The organism is Acinetobacter guillouiae CIP 63.46, assembly GCF_000368145.1.
GTDB classification, from domain to species: domain Bacteria; phylum Pseudomonadota; class Gammaproteobacteria; order Pseudomonadales; family Moraxellaceae; genus Acinetobacter; species Acinetobacter guillouiae.
This window is the reverse complement of the sequence record NZ_KB849283.1, coordinates 95070-114234: the sequence shown is the minus strand read 5'-3', so window position 1 is coordinate 114234 and position 19165 is coordinate 95070. Positions and strand designations below refer to the sequence as shown.

Below are 19165 nucleotides of genomic sequence, written 5' to 3'. Positions count from 1 at the left end.
TGTCGACCAATATCATTCGCTTGATCTATGAAGAGATTCTGTCTTAAATCAGTTGGTGCAAATTACTATATTATACAAACTGTTATGTTATACGGTTTTCGTTTTATAGAAGCATAAAAAAAAGAGAAACTAGTGATCTAGTTTCTCTTTAAAAAAGATATCAGCGTATTAGGATTTCTTTTTTGAACGCGCTAATACTGAGCTCGCTGTAAGCAACATCAGTCCAAATAAAGACCACAGTCCCGTACTGCCCCCACTGCTCTTATGCCCACCTGTAGTACCACTTGATTCATTTAAATCTAAATCAACAATAACCGGATCGTGATCAGAAGAACGGAAAGCATCTGGCGCATAGAAAGAAGCAATTTGTTCTTCAGTTTTATATTCTTCATTGTAGTCTAATGCTGTTGGTTCATCAGCATTGATATGCCATGCAAAAGTACGTTTAACCATTGGGTATAAGTTTGCATCTGCAATTGCATGATCTAAATTACCCGCACCACCATTCCCGGTTGCATCACTGGCCACACCAAAGACATAGCTATATGCAGATTTACCTTGCCCTACTTTTTCATCATTTAGCAATATTTTGTAGTTGGCTTTTTCAAATGCCAAGATTGGATCTTCTTTGGCATAACTGTTCATATCCCCAACCAATAAATAATTTGGTTTTTCAGCTTTGGTCGGGTTGGTTGCAATCCACTGAATCAATTTTTGTACTGCAGTAACACGAGTCGGATTCCAACAGCCTTGACCATCACCTTGGTTTGCTTCTGGTGAGGTTTTATCGTCAGGACAACTACCTTTAGACTTTAAGTGATTTGGTACAACAGTAAAGGTTTTTCCTCCCGTTACCGCTTGGAAGCTTTGTGCCATCGTGACTCGGTTTTTCTGTGTCAAATCATCATATACCACAGGATTACCAACAGGTTTTACACGTTTGCTATTATAAATAATCGCAACTGCAATCACATCAGTACCTAACTTATCCATATTCGGTGGGATGACATATTTCCAATCTGCACCTAAAGCTTTGGTTAAGTAATTCACAGCACTTTTTTCGCCATAACCATTGTTGGCAATTTCCATTAAGCCATAAACATCTGCATCAATGGTTTTAATCGCACTGACTATTTTGGCATGTTGACGATTAAATTCTGTCTCGGTGTTTGCACCACGATCTGGTTTAACACCAATCAGCGGCGAATTGTCATAATTTAGGACGTTAAATGCGGCAACACGAACCTGTTTAGTCTCTTTTGCCAAGACGGTTGAATTCCGCAGATTGCTATCTTTGACAACCTCAGGCAAAGCTTTGTTTTGAATCGGTTGAATACGCCAAGCATTAAAACGGTATTCCAAAATCCCTTCAACATTTTTAAGCTGATAGCCTGTACGTAAAGTGTTTGCCGCATTAAATGTTTGTGGCAACCATGGTGTTCTGTTTTGATTGTTATAACCATCATCCAAGATAATCTTAGACAATAAATTTTGTTTTGCTAAAGCAACCGCTTCATTGGATTTCGCAGGATATAAATTGGTTGGGATATATAAGCGTCCCAAACTTAAAGACAATTGACCATATCGACCATAATCATAATTCTCGCTAACCGTTAGGGTTTGAGGAATTTTCACCAACATGCCTTGATAGCGCTTAGGTGCATTGCCTGTAGCATCGGTTAAACTTGAAAATGGCAGTTGAATCGGAGTAGAACTTACCAGACTTGCGGCTTGATTATTACAGGTTTGAATATTGCTGCTCAATTGATCAATTTGCAATTGATTTTCATAATTGGTTAAACGCCCTTTCAGAATCACTTCTTCACCCACTTTACCGCCAGTGATTGTGCTTGCAGCAGGGAGATAGACAAAGATCGCATTGCTTAAATTTGCTTTAGCTTTACTGTCAGGAGTTTGAATATAAAAACCTGAAAAACCATTTTGATAGCGATAATCCGCAGTAATGACACCTCGAACCACATATTGTTGGTTTTGTGCCGCAGATTGTAAATCTGCAATTGCAGTATCAGCAGTACTACAACTGATTGCAGTGATTGGCGGAGTCGTTGTACCAGTACCTAAATAGCTACTGAATGCATTACGATCTGACCATTTGCTCCACTCACTGTCCAAATCAAAGGCACTATTTGGATCTACAGCGCTGACATCATTTTTATTTTTTATTCTGCTTAGGCTATTTCCAGCACTGGTGATTGTGGTCCCCCAACCGCCACTTGCAGGTCTTTCCCCAATCCGCCCAAAACGATCTACAGCTGTTCCTTTATACACAAGGACCAAAGCATCTTCGCCATTAAATGACAAAGCATTTGCAACTTGATTTAATTTATTACCAATTTCTACCTGCAATTCAGTACTGCCCACAATAAATTTGGCTTTGGTCGCAAGTGTTCCTTGTAAATCAACAGTTGTAGGAGTTGTTTTACCATTGCTATATAGCTGAATTTGATAATCAGCAAGGTTGACGGTTGATGCATCTGGATTATAAATTTCTAATCCTTTTCTACTTCCTGTACCATCGATATATTGGCTAAACATTAATTGTGCATAGCTTGGAAATGAACAGCCCAATAGTGCAAGGCTTAAACAAAGTGTATGTGGTTTTAAATTTTGCATAATTTTTAACGTTTGTTGAAATTTAAAGCAGATTAATTTTTATTAATGACAATATCGTGAATTTGAATCATTCTATTTGATCCATTTATTATTTAGACAAAAAAAATCACAGGTAAAGTGGACTAAAATTGTTATAAAGACCTTAGAAATACAAGATCTTATGCTGATCATAAAAAAGCACCCTTTCGGGTGCAAAGCATGGAACTTTAAAAGATATTAAGCCTGCAATTGCATTTGCTGTAATTTAGCCACTTCTTGTTGCTTCAATAAATTACGTTGAATTTTGCCACTAGATGTTTTGGGTAAGCTTTCAACAAACTCAATTTCACGTGGGTAAGAATGCTTAGATAATCGAGAACGTACATATTCTTGTAATTTAGTATTCAATTGGTGACAACCCGTGAACTGAGGCTTGAGCACAACAAAAGCTTTTACGATCTCTGTTCTTTCTGGATCAGGTTTACCAATAACGGCAGATTCTAAAACTTCAACACATTCCAAAAGTGTACTTTCTACATCAAATGGCCCAACACGATAACCTGAAGTTGTAATGACATCGTCTGCACGACCTATAAAATCAACCCCACCTAATTCATTAAAACGAACAGTATCCCCAGTTAAGTAATAATGACCAACGAAGGATTTACGATTATTTCCACCATAACCTTTAAACCATGTGAGTGGCGATTGAGAGAAGTCAATTGCTAGCGTTCCAATCTCACCTCGTTCAACTTCTTGGTTGTCTTGATTTAACACTGCAAAACGATGACCAGGATTAGCAAAACCTGCTGAGCCGACTTTTATTGCATGTGCTAAAGCATGATGGTTACCAATCACCATACCTAATTCTGTTTGTCCATATTGGTCATAAATATTGACATTTAAGTCATGATTAAACCAATGAATTACTTCAGGTGTTAAAGGTTCACCCGCACTGCTGACTGCACGTAAATGCGCTTTGATTGAAGCATTAAATTTTTCTTTAAAGCCAAAGAACATACGAAATGCTGTTGGTGAACCAGTAAGATTACTGACTTGATATTTTTGAATAATTTCCAAAGCATGGTCGACACTAAATGCACATTCATCCATGATAATACTGTGTCCCAATCCCAATGGGCCAGCAATACCATAATATAGACCATATGCCCAACCTGGATCCGCAAGGTTCCAAAATGAATCATCTTCACGTAAATCAACGGCGTGACGCATATATTCTTTAAAGGCCAAAATCGCTTTTAATGGTACTGGAACCGATTTTGCCAAACCTGTTGTTCCAGAGGTAAACATCATTAAAAAATCATCAGTAAAACTCAACATGACCGGTGCACATTCAGCTGATTGACCTGCTAGCTCTTGCCAAAAATCTGCATCCTTTGTTACTGCAAAATCTTGTGGATGAACAGTCAGAATATGTGGAAGTTCAATCCCGTTTAATTTTGGACGTTGTTCAGTGTTAGTGATGATCAGTTGGGTATTGGCTATTGCTACGCGATGCTCAATCGCTTTTGATTCAAAGGCGGTAAATAAGGGCTGATAAATTGCTCCGATACGCCAAGTTGCCAATATAGTGATCAATAATTCTGGAGTCCGTGGTAATAAGCCAGCAATACAATCGCCTGTTTTTAAGCCTAGCGAGTGTAAATAATTGGCTAATTTTCCTGATGCTTGTGCCAGTTGCTCAAAGGTCCATTGTGAAGACTCACCCTTTTTGCCTTCCCAGATCAAAGCCACTTTATTTAAACCGACAAAACGCTCGCAGCACTCGATATAGGCATTGATTGACTGTGGGTTGCCAACCAGTTGCTCATTGATTAGTTTTTCATAATCGAATTCTTGGTAGGCTTGTTCCAATGTTTTCATGGCAATATCCTTGTATTTTCAGCACAAATCATCTCGATGTGCGGTTCCATATTTTGCTTTCTAGCTTTTCTAAAAATGTTGAATCATTCAACATGTGTTCCTATGCTTATAGATAACCATGATTAAAAATCACACACAATTTCCAAATACCTCAATTGTATTGCGGTTTTTGAACATCTGCTTTTGCTGTCATGGTGGAAGGCTTTAAAATAAAAAAGACCAGTGCGAAGCTGGTCTTGAGATAGAATTTTGATGCGCTAATCTACAATTGAACTTACTGAATCACCGCTCTTGCGATAACTAAACGTTGAATATCGGAAGCGCCTTCATAAATCTGGCTGACTCGAACATCTCGATAGATTCGCTCTACTGGAAAATCAGCGACATAGCCATAACCACCATGAATTTGTATCGCATCTGAACAGACTTTTTCAGCAATTTCAGATGCAAATAACTTCGCCATTGATGCTTCTTTTAGACAAGCTAAACCTGCATCTTTTAAACTTGCGGCATGGTAAATCAACTGCCGTGCTGCTTCGATTTGAGTGGCCATATCGGCTAAGCGAAATGCCACAGCCTGATGTTGTACCAACTCCACTCCGAAAGCTTTGCGCTGATTGGCATATTCAACCGCAGCATCCAACGCTGCTCTTGCCATTCCCACACATTGAGCGGCGATACCAATGCGACCTGACTCTAAATTCGACAAGGCGATTTTATATCCTTCACCCTCATTTCCTAATATGTTCTCAGCAGGAATCCGACAATTCTCAAAAACAATTGTTGCAGTATCTGAGCAATGTTGTCCCATTTTGTCTTCAATCCGAGAAACGATATAACCTTCTGTATTGGTTGGAACGATAAAACAAGAAATACCTTTCTTTGCTGCGGATTTATCCGTAACTGCAAACACAATCGCCACTTGTGCGTGCTGTCCAGAAGTAATGAATTGTTTGGTTCCATTAATCACCCACGAATCGCCATCACGTTCTGCTTTACATAGCAAAGCACCTGCGTCTGAACCCGCCTGTGGTTCCGTTAAACAGAAACAGCCAAGCCATTGACCTGTTGCCAATGGCATTAAGTAGTCTTGTTTTTGTCGGTCTGTCCCATATTTTTGGATAATTCCACAAGGCAAAGAATTTTGTACGCTGACAATGGTTGAAATTGCACCATCTCCTGCAGCAATTTCTTCAATTGCCGTCACCAAGGAGATATAGTCCAAACCTGCGCCACCCCATTGATCAGACACAGTCATGCCTAATGCACCCAGTTCACCCAACTCTTTGAGTTCTTGCTGAGGAAATTTTGCAGTTTTATCACGTTCAGCAGCTGTGGGTTTAAGTTTATTCTGCGAATAATTTCGCATCATTTCCTGAACCATTTTTTGTTCATCATTGAGAATCATTTGAGCATCCCTCTCAGCACTTTTAAATTTTAAATCACTGCAATCATGATCAGCGACCAATCAAAATCTCGTTGTTTATATAAATTTAGGCTAAAGTCTGCCTAACATGATGGTTTAGATCATGTCAGGCAGTATTCAATTTTTTAAAAGTTTGCTATTGCTTGTGTTAAAGCAAAGTTAGAAATAAGCAGATGGATTAGACCAGGTTACTTTGGCTGCATACGGATTGCGCCGTCTAATCGAATTGTTTCACCATTTAAATAGCTATTTTCACAAATATGACCAACAAGCTGTGCAAACTCTTCAGGCTTCGCAAGGCGTTTAGGAAAAGGCACCATTTCACCCAGCGCATCTTGAACATTTTGTGGTAATGATTTCAACATTGGGGTTTCCATAATCCCTGGTGCAATGGTCATCACACGGATGGCATGTTGCGCAAGTTCTCGCGCCAAAGGTAATGTCATTGCAACAACAGCACCTTTAGATGCAGCATAAGCGGATTGACCAATTTGACCATCAAACGCAGCCACTGAAGCAGTGTTAATAATCACACCACGATCTTCTTCACCTGCTGGTAACGCATAACGAGAAATGACATCTGCGGCAAAACGTAGCATGTTAAATGTTCCTGCGACATTAATATTCAATACTTTTTGAAATGCGTCTAAAGCATGGATGCCATTTTTACCTAGTACTTTGGCGGATGGGCCAATCCCTGCACAATTAATTAAGCCATTTAATTGAGCATAATCCTGCTCCACATTTTTAAAGAATTGTTCAACAGCAACTTCATCGGTCACATCAAGTTGAACAAATTTGGACTTTTCACCTAAGCGCTTCTGCATTTCTTCGCCAAGCTGGTGATTCATATCCACCATGATCACTTTCGCACCTTGACCAATCAAATGTGTGGCTGTCGCGGCACCTAATCCAGATGCACCACCAGTCACAACAAAAACTTTTCCTTCAATTTTCATTTTATTTTCCTAGTTCATTGTTTGAATAGAGCAGTTTAAATGATGAATTAAACCCACTTTCGACTTAAGATGCAGAGTAAACATAGTCAAGCTTGAGTACAATTTCCAAAAGTTGCATCCTGTATGATGTATTTGGACAATTTAAACATCTTTTTGGAAAACTTTAGTCACAAAACACGTATCACAAGATAATGGAATACACTGTGAACAATCAACAATTCAGTGAAAGCAAAGGCACAATTTCAATTGCGCTGGTACATGAAGCGCTGAGCCGTGCCCAAGATAAGGGCTATGATATACAGCAGATTTTGCATGATGCAGAAATACCACTGGAAATATTTCATGCAGCCAAATCACGTATTGCTGTTTCAGCTTATGCAAAACTGTGGACTAAAATAGCAGACCATATGAATGATGAGTTCTTTGGCATGGACTCGCATCAGATGCGACGCGGTTGTTATAAATTATTGTCTAAAATGGTCATGCAATCGGATACGCTACACACAGCAATTGAACAAATTTTGCAATATTTTAATTTTGTCTTGGATGACTTCTCCAGCAAGCTAATTATAGATGAAAATTATGCATACATTGTCATTACAGACAAATTACAAACCAAGCGTATGTTCTGCTATGCCACTTATATTATGTTGATTCACAGTTTGATCTGTTGGTTAGCAGATCAAAGAATTTTACTCAATCAATTACAATTAAAATGCACGCCCCCTGAAGATGACAGCGATTATCGCGTGCGATTCTGTGAAAATATTACTTACCAAACAGATGAAAACTATCTGCAATTCGATGCAAACTACTTAAACATTCAAATCAAACGCGATCAAAAGTCTTGGTATGGTTTTATTAAAAATACCCCTGAAAATCTACTATTAAGATTTAAAAATCCTTTGGCTTTAAGTTCAATGATTCGTAAGCAATTACTTTCTATTGCTCCTGCTGAATGGTTAGAACTCGGTGAACTATCAGCACAGCTCAATATTTCAGAAGCCACTATACAACGCCGTTTAAAAAATGAAGGCAGCAGTTACCAACAACTCAAAAATGATATAAGGCGAGATATGGCGATTGAACTGCTTGGCAAAACCTCACATACCTTACAAGACATCAGTGAGCTGTTGAACTTTCAGGATGCCAGTGCATTTCATCGCGCATTTAAAAAGTGGACTGGGGTAAGTCCAGGTGCTTATAGAGAACCCAAACAACCTTGATAACATCGTTAAACAAAAACTCAGTCTTTAGGGAAATTTATTTAAAATCAAAATTATAATAAAAAACATATCAATATAAATGCAAGCTCGATATTTACAGCTTATCTGAATAAGGTTGCAAATTAATCAATAATGGTATATTTATTACCCAATTTAAAGCAGGTTTTCTGCTTATTTCCTGTGGTACCCTCCTCCCCTTTAATCACTTTTAGGTCACTAACATGATTAAGATGATTGATGTACTAGAGCAAAATCTAGTTCAAAACTTTATCCATTCCCTTTCTGCTCAAACTGAACATTTAGATGAGCTTATCGAAGGTATTTTAAAAGCTTCAGATCATGACTTTGAACATGCCATGAATGATTTTTTCAAAACCAATGATGCTGCAGAAGTCGCACAAGCGCTTGATATTCACCAAGAGCGATTAGATGCAATTCAATCAGGCTTAGCAATGAAAAAAGAAAACATTGCTGATACTGCAAAAATTGTTGCGCTTTGTCTGGCACTTGAAACCAATGCATTAGACCAAGTTGAAATTGCAGACAGTCTGGAAGATTATCCAGTTTAATTTGCCCAATCCAAAAATGCCTCTGTATAGAGGCATTTTTTATGTCTAATGACTAAAATTTAATTAGAATATTTTTTTATAACTCATTTCAATAATCATCTATTCAACAAGCAAATATGCATACTTTAAAAACATAAATTTATTCATATAGTTAAACTAATATTTTTTACATTTCATATTTTAAGAAGTGAATATCTGTTTTTCTTTTTTGTACTTTCACCCTAAAAAATATACATATCTAGCTCTGTGTTTCTCTTTGAATTTTATGGGGTATGTATGAAAGTTTTTAGCAAAAAAATGACGCGCTTAGTTTCCACCTTAGCCTTAGGCTTAACCGCAATGTCTTCTTTTGCAGCCATCCCAACAACATTGAAATTAGACTATGCCTATTACGCCCCAACAAGTTTAGTGGTTAAAGAACAAAAGCTGTTAGAAAAAGCATTACCCAAAACAGAGGTCAAATGGGTGTTTAGCCAAGGCAGTAACCGTTCACTTGAATATTTAAACAGTGGCAGTATCGATTTCGCCTCTACCGCAGGTTTAGCAGCAGTATTAAGTCGTGCCAATGGCAGTCCGATTAAAACGGTTTATATCCAAAGCCAGCCAGAATGGACTGCATTAGTAGTTACAAAAAACTCAGCAATCAAATCCTTAAAAGATCTCAAAGGGAAAAAAATTGCTGCAACCAAAGGGACAGACCCATTCTTATTTACACTTCAAGCACTTGAAACCGTTGGCTTAAATAAACGCGATGTGCAATTGGTACATCTACAACATCCAGATGGAAAAACAGCTTTAGAACGTGGTCAGGTAGATGCTTGGGCTGGGCTTGACCCACTGATGGCATCTGCACAATTGCAATCAGGTGCAAAACTGCTCTATCGCAATATCGCTTTTAATAGTTACAGCGTGTTAAGTGTAAAAGATCAATTTAGCACCCAAAGCCCAGAAGCAGTTGAGGCTGTAATTAAAGCTTATGAACAAGCACGTAGATGGGCAAAAGCCAATCCAGATAAACTTGCAGAATTATTAGCACGTGAAGCAAAATTGCCACTTGAAGTGGCGAAGTTGCAATTGAGTCGAACCAATCTAGATCAAAACATTCCAACCGCGAAACAACTTAATGCGCTAAAGAAAGCAGGCACTATTTTGACTGAAGAGGAACTGGTTCGAAAAGGCACCAATGTAAATCAAGTTGTGGATCAACTATTTGACAGCAAATATGCGCAAAAGGTCATTGGCAAGGTTGCTGAGAAGTAATGACAAAGTCTACACATGCTCAATCGGCGCAAAGCGAATCAAATGTACGTATAACGCAGGCGGGTTTAAACAAACCTGCCTTTAAGGCCAATGTTTTAAAATGGGTAAAAGGAATTACGATTCCATTGTTGCTCATTTTATTATGTGAGTATTTAGTTCGTTTTGGATGGATTGAGTCTTATCTGCTCCCTGCCCCAAGTAGCTTAGTTGACTCATTCAAGCAGCTTGCCGCAGGTGATTTATTTACCCATATCTATACCAGTACTTGGCGTGTATTTTTAGGATTTTTTATTGGTAGCCTATTGGGACTCATTTTTGCAATTGCAGTGGGTTTAAACAAACACATTGAAGATTTTTTAGAACCTACATTTTCAGCGATCAAGTCTATTCCAAGCCTTGCTTGGATTCCGTTATTGCTTTTGTGGTTAGGCATTGATGAAGCCTCAAAAATTACCTTAATCGCGATTGGTGCATTCTTTCCCACCTATACCAATAGCGTATCTGCCATACATGGTGTTGATTCAAAGTTGTTAGAAGTGGCAAAAGTATACCGTCTGACCTATCTACAAAGTATCTTCCAAATTGTTCTGCCTGCTGCATCTCCTGGAATTCTCGTTGGACTAAGAAACAGTTTAAGCCTAGCGTGGATGTTTATGATTGCAGCAGAACTGATTGCAGCGACACAAGGTATCGGTTATCTACTCAGTGATGGTCGAGAAACCTCACGGCCCGATATTGTGATTATTGCGATTATCTTGCTGGCTGTCCTTGGTAAACTCACTGACAATCTGATGAAATTGATTGAAAACTGGTTTTTACGTTGGAGAACATAAACCGCTCAAAATACGGCTTTTGATCAGCCGTATTTTTTAAATTGCTTATTTGCAACTTGCATTTCTGCTTTTCTCTATGAAACACTGTCACAGTAATAGTAAGGTAGACAGTATGATCATTCGTGATAAAAGTAACAGCTTCGCACTTCTCTTTGCTTGGCACGGCACCATTCTTCCCAAAGTCTTACCCGCATTAACTTTTGTTGTGCTGATCTCGACAGTTCTGGTTTACCTATCATCACATCACTATTTTACAATTCCTGCTGTACCTGCAATTGGGTTTACCGTGTTCGGGATTATCCTTTCTATTTTCTTAAGCTTTAGAAATACTGCATGTTATGATCGTTGGTGGGAGGGTCGTAAACTCTGGGGTGCTTTGATTGCAACCTCACGCCATCTTTCTCGTGACACGCATGTTTTGCAAGAAAACCAGCGTAAAGTTTTAATGTATCGTGTGATGCTATTTACCCGTTTATTAAGAAATCGTTTACGCAATCAAAATCAGTCCATTGAATTTTATAAAAATAAAGTTGATTTAGATGAATTAAGCTTTAGCCAACTGGCAAACCACATTAATGCTGCACAATTTGTTTTAGAAGAAATCCAAAAATCTTTAGTGCAATCACTTAAATCAGGTGGAATTTCTGACATTATCTATCAAGGTTTAAATCATCATATTGTTGCAATGGGTAATATTCAGGCTGGCTGTGATCGCATTCTAACCACCCCATTGCCTTATTCTTATTCAGTCTTATTACATCGCACAGTATATTGCTTTTGTTTGATTTTGCCGTTTAGTTTAGAAGCAAGTTTAGGAATTTGGACACCCGTCATCGTCAGTTTAATTGCCTATTTATTTTTGGGACTAGATGCTTTGAGTGCCCAGCTTGAAGAACCATTTGGCCTACAAGAAAATGATTTACCTTTAGATTCAATTACTCGTTTAATTGAAAGAGAAATGCACAGCTCTCTGGGTGAAAAACTCTTAGAGCCGATTCAATTGGTGAAAAGTAATTTGACTTAGCTGGTTTTTCTAAAGGCTATATTTCAACCCAATCTTTAAAATTTTGAATAGGTCAAATTCTTTTAATACTATTTATTCGCCAATAAAAAAGACTTTGTTGGATAAGCGCAACCACCGCCATCCAACAAAGTCTTTTTAGATATAGCAATGCAAAACTAATTTGGCCACTGACCTAACGTGACACGATCATTACCGCCATAGTCTTTAACAGTTCTGACCTGTTTAAAACCAGCACCTTTAAAAATGTTTTGTACCGCTTCAGCTTGATCATAACCATGCTCAAGTACGATCCAACCTTGAGTCGCCAACCATTTTTTACCTTGCTGAACAATATGTTCAATATCCGCCAAACCATGCTGCTCAGCAACCAAAGCTCGTTCAGGCTCAGAAGCAAGATGCGGCATATGCTCATCATCAGCATCAATATAAGGTGGATTAGAAACTATCACATCAAAAAATTGACGATTCAAAGCTTTAAACCAACTTCCTATAAAAAACTTGACCTGCCCCAAGTCATGCTTTTCAGCATTATGTAAAGCAACTTCTAAAGTCGGTTCATAAATATCTGTGGCAATAATAGACCAATTTGGACGCTCACTTGCCAGCGATAATGCGATCGCACCTGTACCCGTACCTAAATCAACCATACGAGTATCTTCAGGCAAATCAAGATTTAAAACCGTTTCAACCAATACCTCAGTATCTGGACGAGGAACTAAAGTATCTCTGGTAACGGTTAAATCCAAAGTCCAAAATGGTTGTGAGCCAGTTACATAAGCCAAGGGTTCACCCGCAGCAATCCGCGCTAGACCCTCAACATATTGCTGTTCTTGCTCAGCAGTTAATTCTTGCGTAGATTTAAGTGACAAATCAAAAGCATCAATTTTTAAAATATGCTCAAGTAACCAAGCATTTTCTTGACGCTCATAACTTTCAGCTTCTCCACGTAAGGCCAAAGCCTGTGCAATATTCATTAACCACCATTTTGTTGTGCAAGCATCGCCAACTGATCTGCTTGATATTCGCGATGTAAGCTGTCAAGTAGCTCAGTCAAATCACCTTCCATTACTGCATCTAACTTATATAAAGTTAAATTAATACGGTGATCTGTCATACGACCTTGTGGATAGTTATATGTGCGGATACGTTCCGAACGATCCCCTGAACCTACCAAATCACGGCGCATTTCAGATGTTGCTGCATCGGCTGCAGCACGTTTCGCATTCTCTAAACGTGAAGCCAGTAACGCCATCGCTTTTGCTTTGTTTTTATGCTGTGAACGTTCATCCTGACATTCCACAACAGTACCTGTTGGAAGATGGGTAATACGTACAGCAGAATCAGTTTTGTTAATGTGCTGACCACCCGCACCAGAAGCACGGTAAGTATCAATACGTAGATCCGCCGCATTAATCTCTACTGTGGTGTCTACATCAACTTCTGGAAGAATTGCCACAGTACATGCCGAAGTATGTACACGACCTTGTGACTCAGTGGCTGGAACACGTTGTACACGATGCGCCCCGCTTTCAAACTTCAAGCGACCGTAAACACCTTCACCATTCACTAGACAGATAATCTCTTTATATCCGCCATGCTCACCTTCATTTTCAGATAAGATCTCAATACGCCAGTTTTGAGTTTCAGCGTATTTACTATACATACGGAATAAGTCACCCGAGAAAATCGCCGCTTCATCACCACCTGTACCAGCGCGGATTTCCAAATATGCCGAGTTGGCATCATTTGGGTCTTTAGGAATCATGAGAATATTCAACTCAGCTTCAAGTTGTTCAATTAAAGCTTTGTTCTCTTTGATTTCCTCAACAGCCATATCCTTAAAATCTGGATCAGTTAACATTGCTTCTGCTGTTTCAATATCTTCTTCAGCTTGCTTGTACTTTTTCCAAACATCGGTAATTTCTGATAAATCATTATGCTCACGGGACAAATTACGAAAACGCTTATTGTCTGAAATGACTTCGACATCTGCCAATAATGCTTCTAACTCTTCATGTCGATCACAAAGTTGGTCTAATCGTAAACGTAACGATTCTTTCATTTTAAATACATTCTCAAGCTAAGCCTTACCAAAAAACATCGAGCTTTATAACAGCCCATTTAAAATTGGTAAGAAAATTCTAAAATTGTGCCTAGTTTACCGATTCTGCCATTTAAATGACACATTTATATAAGCGCCATCAAGATAAGCTATAGAATTTATAGCAAGATGATCCGCATGATTTTTGATTAGATGCTTTTATTCTCCATTATTCATGCTAATTGTTGACTAATATGGGTGTTTTAAAATCACTTTTAATAGAAAACATACATTCAGATACCAAACGCTATCAATTTTCAGATCCCTCTCCACATTTTTTGGAAAAATTTTTGTTACATTTGCCACATCGAATAGAGATAGAACTGTCCAGATAAGGACATGGAGCAACACATGAAATTTAATACGATCATATTTAGTACTGTATTGGCAGTAACTTCAATATTTACAGTAAGTGCTCGTGCTGATAACTCAACACGTATCGCAGCAACCTCTGCTTTAGGTAGTGTCGTTGGTACTGCTGTAGGTAAACAAATTGGTGGTAACACTGGCGCAATGATTGGTTCAGCAGTGGGCGGTGCAGGTGGTGCTGCTGCATCAACCAATAGAAAAGACCGTACTGCGGCTGCAATTGGTGGTGGTTTAGGTGGTGTTGGTGGCTATACCGTAGGTAAAAATATGGGTGGTACCACAGGTGGTTATATTGGTGCTGCTGCTGGTGCAGCGGGTGGTTCAGTTCTTGGTAAAAAAGTTTCTCAAGACCGCCATGCAGATCAACGTAAGTACAATAAAAAGTACTACAAAAAACACCGTCGTCATCAGTAATTGATCCTTGAACGATATCAAGCACCTTCGGGTGCTTTTTTGTATCGTTTCATCTTAGATAAACTGTCTATCCTGTAGAACTACAAGTAATGATTTATAGGTTAATATTGATTGTACTAAATAAGGTTTTACTTAAAATTAAGTTTAACATTCACGTAATATGAATAAATTAAAGAGCAAGAAATACAATCCACACACAAAACACAGAAATTGCTTACATTCAAATCCATAATTATTGCTAAATGTTTCGTTATTCTAGCCTCAAGTTAAAGAATTCGAAGAAGCTTCGATCAGGAGTTTAAAATGAAATTACAAGCAATCCTTGGTGCAACTGTAATTGCAGCAACAATGATGACGACTGCACATGCAGGCAACTCAACCAATACAGCATTAACATCTGCACTTGGTGGTGTGGTGGGTGCTGCGATTGGCCAACAAATGGGTGGTTCAACAGGCGCTATGATTGGTTCTGCAATCGGTGGTGGTGTTGGCGCAGGCGCTTCATCGAATAAACGTGACCGTAATGGTGCGATCATTGGCGGTGCTTTAGGTAGTGCTGGTGGTTATACCGTAGGTCGTAATGTGACGGGTACTTCGACTGGTGGTTATATTGGCGCGGGTCTTGGTGCTGCAGGTGGTTCTGCATTAGGTCAAAAAGTCAGTGACGACCGTCGTTATGATGACCGCTATGACAGCCGTTATGGACGTTACAATGATCGTTATGATCGTAGCGGTTATCGTAATGTTGATTATCGCTACAATGACCGTGGCTATCGTAAAGACAATGGCAATCATTATGGTCACTACAAAAACAAGAATAATTGGAAAAATTAATTTCAGTCCAAAATTAATATCCAATCATTTAAATCAAGCACCTTCGGGTGCTTAATTTGTTTTTGGACAATAAAATCAACATCAAAACCACCAAATATCGACAATTTTCGATATACATTTGCACACTTATATCGTATTATTTCGATATATATTATTTTCGAGTTTAAAAATGTCGTCTTTAACAGATACCGCATTAAAGAATACGAAGTTCTCTATCCTAGAACTCGCACCTGTTCGAGAAGATCAAACAGTTGAGTTTTCACTTAAGCATGCACTGCAACTTGCCCAGCATGCAGAACAATTGGGCTTTGATCGCCTTTGGTTAGCTGAACATCATAATATGGACGGTATCGCCAGCTCCGCAACTGCTGTATTGCTGGGTTACATCTTAGCAAACACAAAAAATATTAAAGTGGGCTCGGGGGGGATTATGTTACCCAACCATGCACCCTTAGTTGTTGCTGAACAGTTTGGTACCTTGGCGACACTCTATCCAAATCGTATTGAACTCGGCTTAGGTCGTGCGCCCGGAACTGATCCAACCACCATGCGTGCATTAAGACGTGGTCGTCAAGAAACTGAAGAGCAATTTCCACAAGATGTTTTAGAAATTTTAAGCTATTTCGCGGACGCAGTGCCTCAGCAAAGAATTAAAGCAACACCAGGGCAAGGTACGCATGTGCCTGTATGGCTTTTAGGGTCGAGTCTTTTTAGCGCACAACTGGCGGCTAAATTAGGACTTCCTTATTCATTTGCCTCACATTTTGCACCGAGAATGTTAGGCCAAGCCATTCAGCTCTATCGTGACAATTTTGAACCATCCGCCTATTTAGATAAACCGTTTGTATCTATGGGGGTTCCTACTGTGGTTGCCCAAACCGATGAGGAAGCGGAGTATCTAGCTACAAGTGTGTATCAACGTATTCTTGCATTACTGACAGGACAAAGTTTAAAACTGAAACCGCCTGTAACAACAATGGAAGGCCGATGGTCTGCATCAGAGAAAATGTCCGTACAAAACTTCTTAGGTATGGCGCAAATTGGCTCACCAGACACAGTGAAGAACGGTTTAAAGCAACTTTTAGAAAAATATCAGGTAGATGAATTTATTTTCACTTGCGATATTTATGATACACAGAAGCGCCTAGACAACTTTAGTTTATTGATGGATTTAAAAAAATAATACAAATCAATCATGTTTTCCTCTTTACCAAAATGAAATGATAAATTTCATTTTGGTTTTTTTTTGATTTAACTGTCCTATAGCTGAAATATCCAATTGATTTAAAATACTATTTATTATTTCCCACACTTAAACTCTATTTGAATTAGCTCTCATAAATTGAAAAGATTTGCCATCTCATTTCAAATCAGCATAATAGAACATATAAAAATCAGTAAAATAGTAATAAGGAACAACAATGAACCAATATATCAATAAACCCACCCCTGCTTTTATTGCAGTCAGTTGGGTGGCTTTACTTGCTGGTGCAGCAGCCTACTGTGTCGGTTTATTCAATGCAGAAATTCTATTGAATGAAAAAGGCTATTATTTAATCCTGATCCTTTATGGTTTATTTTCTGCTGTTTCACTGCAAAAAGTTGTTCGGGATAAACTTGAAGGTCAGCAAGTTACAGCAATTTATTATGGACTGTGCTGGGCTTCAGTGGTGATCTGTATTGTTCTGCTCGCATTGGGTTTATGGAATGCGACCATGGCATTCAGTGAGAAAGGCTTTTATATCATGGCTTTTTTACTTAGTCTCTTCGGTGCTGTTGCTGTACAAAAGAATATTCGAGACTTGGAATATCTCAGAACGCATTCACAGCCTGAACTACCTCAGCCCCACCCTGTTCAGCAAGTTGAAGTTAAAGAACTAGAAACACCAGAAGATAAATTTTAATTGTTAAACAATCCATTGCTCCAAATGATAAGACTTGTCCTTTTATGACAAGTCTTTCTTTTTATCTCAATCACTTAGCTAAATTTTCACATTCAAAATCAAACCATTACTGCGTTGATATTTTTCATCATTCCACAATGAATATCTTTGCCAATTGATTCACAGAAATATTAAATAAAATGCAATGAAATCCTTATTTTTGATAGATTTGCTATGGCTTCAATTGACTTAGAAAAAATGTTAGATAAAGTCAAAAACACACAATGGACTTTATCCGATATTGATTGGGATGCACCAGGTCGAGAGCTGGTTACAGCCGAACAATGGCCAAAACTTAAAGACTTTATGGCAGATCTGATGTGGATTGAGCATGTAGGTGCCCGTGCATTTTCGGCAATGTCAAAAAAAGCGCCAACAGCAACTTTACGGGAGATGTACGCCATCTTCCATGCCGAAGAGCAACGCCATGCCAATGCAGAAATGGCGCTCATGAAACGTTGGGGAATGTTAGATGGTGATATCCCTAAACCAAATAAAAATTTACGTTTAATTATTGAATGGCTAGATACCTATGCCGATGAAATGCCTTTTTATATTTTAGGCGCAGTGATTCCCATGCTTGAAGTGGCTTTGGATGGCGCTTTATGTACCTTTTTATTGGATACTGTAGATGATCCTGTTTGCCACCAAGCCTTTGAACTGATTAATGGTGATGAAGCACGGCATTTAGGTGTGGGTTTCAGTGTAATGGAAGCACAAGGGATCAATAAAAGCGTCATTGAGCTTGCCCAAATGGCTGCACGAGTAGTCGACCCACGTTTGATGCTGGGTATTTTGGCTTACTTACCCTTGATCAATAAAATGCGTGACAATGTCATTAAGCTCGGACTTCCTGAAGAAAAATTATATGCAGCAATGAATAAATTTTCGAAAATTGGCGGAAGAACAGTGGAAGGACGCCGTAACCCGTGGTTTCAAATCATTCAATTTCATGGCAAAAATGTAGTAGATCGCAATAAAAAATGGTTCCATATCCCGATTGATGCCATGGTTAGCGTGACTGACAAGATTCCTGAAAAGTCTTTACCTAAAGTCCCAAGTTGGATATATCAATTAACGTCAGAACCCACTGCGACCAATTAGTATAAAAAGGAAATAATATGCTCGATAGGAAAAAGAGTCAAAATGAAGGTTTTTTTCAAAATCAGCCTGAATTTTTTAAACATTATAAAGGTAAAATTATTGCATCTGCTGAGATTAAACTCACCGATTTTACTGGTTTAAACGTGGCAATTATTGGTGCAAACCAACTTACAGTCACCCATCTTGGCCACGTTTTAAACAGTGCTGAATTTGTAAAAGTGTTTCAAATTACACCCGCTTTTATTTTACCGCAAACTGAAAAAGGGGTTCAAAAGTTAATCTCGCACCCTTTGATTATCAAAAACCGTCGTTTGTTTAATCATCGTGTTAAATCGATGTTAGCGATTCGTTATCTAGAGTCGCAAGTTCAGGAACAATGGTTAAAACGTCAGTTGATGCCGAACTCTGCGTTAAAGAGTAAAGTGTTTTTAAAATCCGACACCTACTATACAGCGCTACAACGTAAAAACTGTAAATTGATCACTTGGCCAGTCGTTAAAATTACTGAAAATGCCGTACAAAGTATGGAAGGAATTGAGCATTTAGTGGATGTGATTATTACCACTTACGAATAATAGATTGAGAAGATTCGAGTTTAAGAGGCTT

17 protein-coding genes are annotated in these 19165 nt (G+C 38.6%); 11 read left to right on the top strand and 6 right to left on the bottom strand.

The window, feature by feature from the left end:
• Positions 1 to 168: 168 nt before the first annotated feature.
• From F981_RS05560 to F981_RS05545, 4 genes are all read right to left on the bottom strand, one after another.
• Positions 169 to 2634 carry an ExeM/NucH family extracellular endonuclease gene (locus tag F981_RS05560; protein ID WP_004719400.1) on the bottom strand — a complete coding sequence of 822 codons (2466 nt, stop codon included), beginning with the start codon at positions 2632 to 2634 and terminating at the stop codon, positions 169 to 171.
• 216 nt (positions 2635 to 2850) lie between these two features.
• Positions 2851 to 4497: an AMP-binding protein gene (locus F981_RS05555; protein WP_004719398.1), complete on the bottom strand. Its 1647-nt coding sequence runs from the start codon at positions 4495 to 4497 to the stop codon at positions 2851 to 2853.
• A 274-nt stretch (positions 4498 to 4771) separates the two neighbouring features.
• The gene (locus F981_RS05550; protein WP_004719396.1) at positions 4772 to 5905 is read right to left on the bottom strand and encodes an acyl-CoA dehydrogenase family protein; all 1134 of its coding nucleotides are present in this window, start codon (positions 5903 to 5905) and stop codon (positions 4772 to 4774) included.
• Between the two features lie 206 nt (positions 5906 to 6111).
• The gene (locus F981_RS05545) at positions 6112 to 6882 is read right to left on the bottom strand and encodes a 3-hydroxyacyl-CoA dehydrogenase (protein WP_004719394.1); all 771 of its coding nucleotides are present in this window, start codon (positions 6880 to 6882) and stop codon (positions 6112 to 6114) included.
• Between the two features lie 191 nt (positions 6883 to 7073).
• Between F981_RS05545 and F981_RS05540 the strand changes: the two genes are divergently transcribed.
• The 5 genes from F981_RS05540 (at position 7074) to F981_RS05520 (ending at position 11794) form a co-directional block, all read left to right on the top strand.
• Positions 7074 to 8108, top strand: coding sequence for an AraC family transcriptional regulator (locus F981_RS05540; RefSeq protein ID WP_004719391.1), 1035 nt, complete (start codon positions 7074 to 7076; stop codon positions 8106 to 8108).
• 221 nt (positions 8109 to 8329) lie between these two features.
• Positions 8330 to 8677 carry a hypothetical protein gene (locus F981_RS05535; protein WP_004719389.1) on the top strand — a complete coding sequence of 116 codons (348 nt, stop codon included), beginning with the start codon at positions 8330 to 8332 and terminating at the stop codon, positions 8675 to 8677.
• A 276-nt stretch (positions 8678 to 8953) separates the two neighbouring features.
• Positions 8954 to 9937, top strand: coding sequence for an aliphatic sulfonate ABC transporter substrate-binding protein (locus F981_RS05530; protein WP_004719387.1), 984 nt, complete (start codon positions 8954 to 8956; stop codon positions 9935 to 9937).
• On the top strand, positions 9937 to 10770 hold the full coding sequence (locus F981_RS05525) for an ABC transporter permease (RefSeq protein ID WP_004719384.1): 834 nt from the start codon (positions 9937 to 9939) through the stop codon (positions 10768 to 10770). Before F981_RS05530 ends, F981_RS05525 begins: the two co-directional genes overlap by 1 nt.
• Positions 10771 to 10882: 112 nt before the next feature.
• Positions 10883 to 11794 (top strand): bestrophin family protein, encoded by a 912-nt coding sequence (locus F981_RS05520; RefSeq protein WP_004719382.1) that lies wholly within the window; start codon positions 10883 to 10885, stop codon positions 11792 to 11794.
• A gap of 155 nt (positions 11795 to 11949) precedes the next feature.
• Here the strand turns inward: F981_RS05520 and prmC are convergent, their stop codons facing one another.
• Together prmC and prfA are read right to left on the bottom strand one after the other, a co-directional pair.
• Positions 11950 to 12768, bottom strand: a complete 819-nt coding sequence (gene prmC, locus F981_RS05515; RefSeq protein ID WP_004719380.1) for a peptide chain release factor N(5)-glutamine methyltransferase — start codon at positions 12766 to 12768, stop codon at positions 11950 to 11952.
• Positions 12768 to 13856 carry a peptide chain release factor 1 gene (gene prfA / locus F981_RS05510; RefSeq protein ID WP_004719378.1) on the bottom strand — a complete coding sequence of 363 codons (1089 nt, stop codon included), beginning with the start codon at positions 13854 to 13856 and terminating at the stop codon, positions 12768 to 12770. Before prfA ends, prmC begins: the two co-directional genes overlap by 1 nt.
• Before the next feature lie 390 nt (positions 13857 to 14246).
• Here prfA and F981_RS05505 point away from each other — a divergent pair, with 390 nt between their 5' ends.
• From F981_RS05505 to F981_RS05475, 6 genes are all read left to right on the top strand, one after another.
• The gene (locus F981_RS05505; protein ID WP_004719376.1) at positions 14247 to 14678 is read left to right on the top strand and encodes a hypothetical protein; all 432 of its coding nucleotides are present in this window, start codon (positions 14247 to 14249) and stop codon (positions 14676 to 14678) included.
• A 303-nt stretch (positions 14679 to 14981) separates the two neighbouring features.
• The gene (locus tag F981_RS05500; protein WP_004719375.1) at positions 14982 to 15512 is read left to right on the top strand and encodes a glycine zipper domain-containing protein; all 531 of its coding nucleotides are present in this window, start codon (positions 14982 to 14984) and stop codon (positions 15510 to 15512) included.
• 169 nt (positions 15513 to 15681) lie between these two features.
• A complete protein-coding gene (locus F981_RS05490; RefSeq protein ID WP_004719373.1) occupies positions 15682 to 16695 on the top strand; it encodes an LLM class flavin-dependent oxidoreductase in 1014 nt (337 codons plus the stop codon).
• 238 nt (positions 16696 to 16933) lie between these two features.
• A complete protein-coding gene (gene yiaA, locus F981_RS05485) occupies positions 16934 to 17416 on the top strand; it encodes an inner membrane protein YiaA (protein WP_004719371.1) in 483 nt (160 codons plus the stop codon).
• Positions 17417 to 17629: 213 nt separating this feature from the next.
• Complete coding sequence (locus F981_RS05480) at positions 17630 to 18559, top strand: ferritin-like domain-containing protein (protein WP_004719369.1); 930 nt, start codon at positions 17630 to 17632, stop codon at positions 18557 to 18559.
• Positions 18560 to 18576: 17 nt separating this feature from the next.
• Positions 18577 to 19134 carry an NAD(P)/FAD-dependent oxidoreductase gene (locus F981_RS05475; RefSeq protein WP_004719366.1) on the top strand — a complete coding sequence of 186 codons (558 nt, stop codon included), beginning with the start codon at positions 18577 to 18579 and terminating at the stop codon, positions 19132 to 19134.
• Positions 19135 to 19165 lie beyond the last annotated feature (31 nt).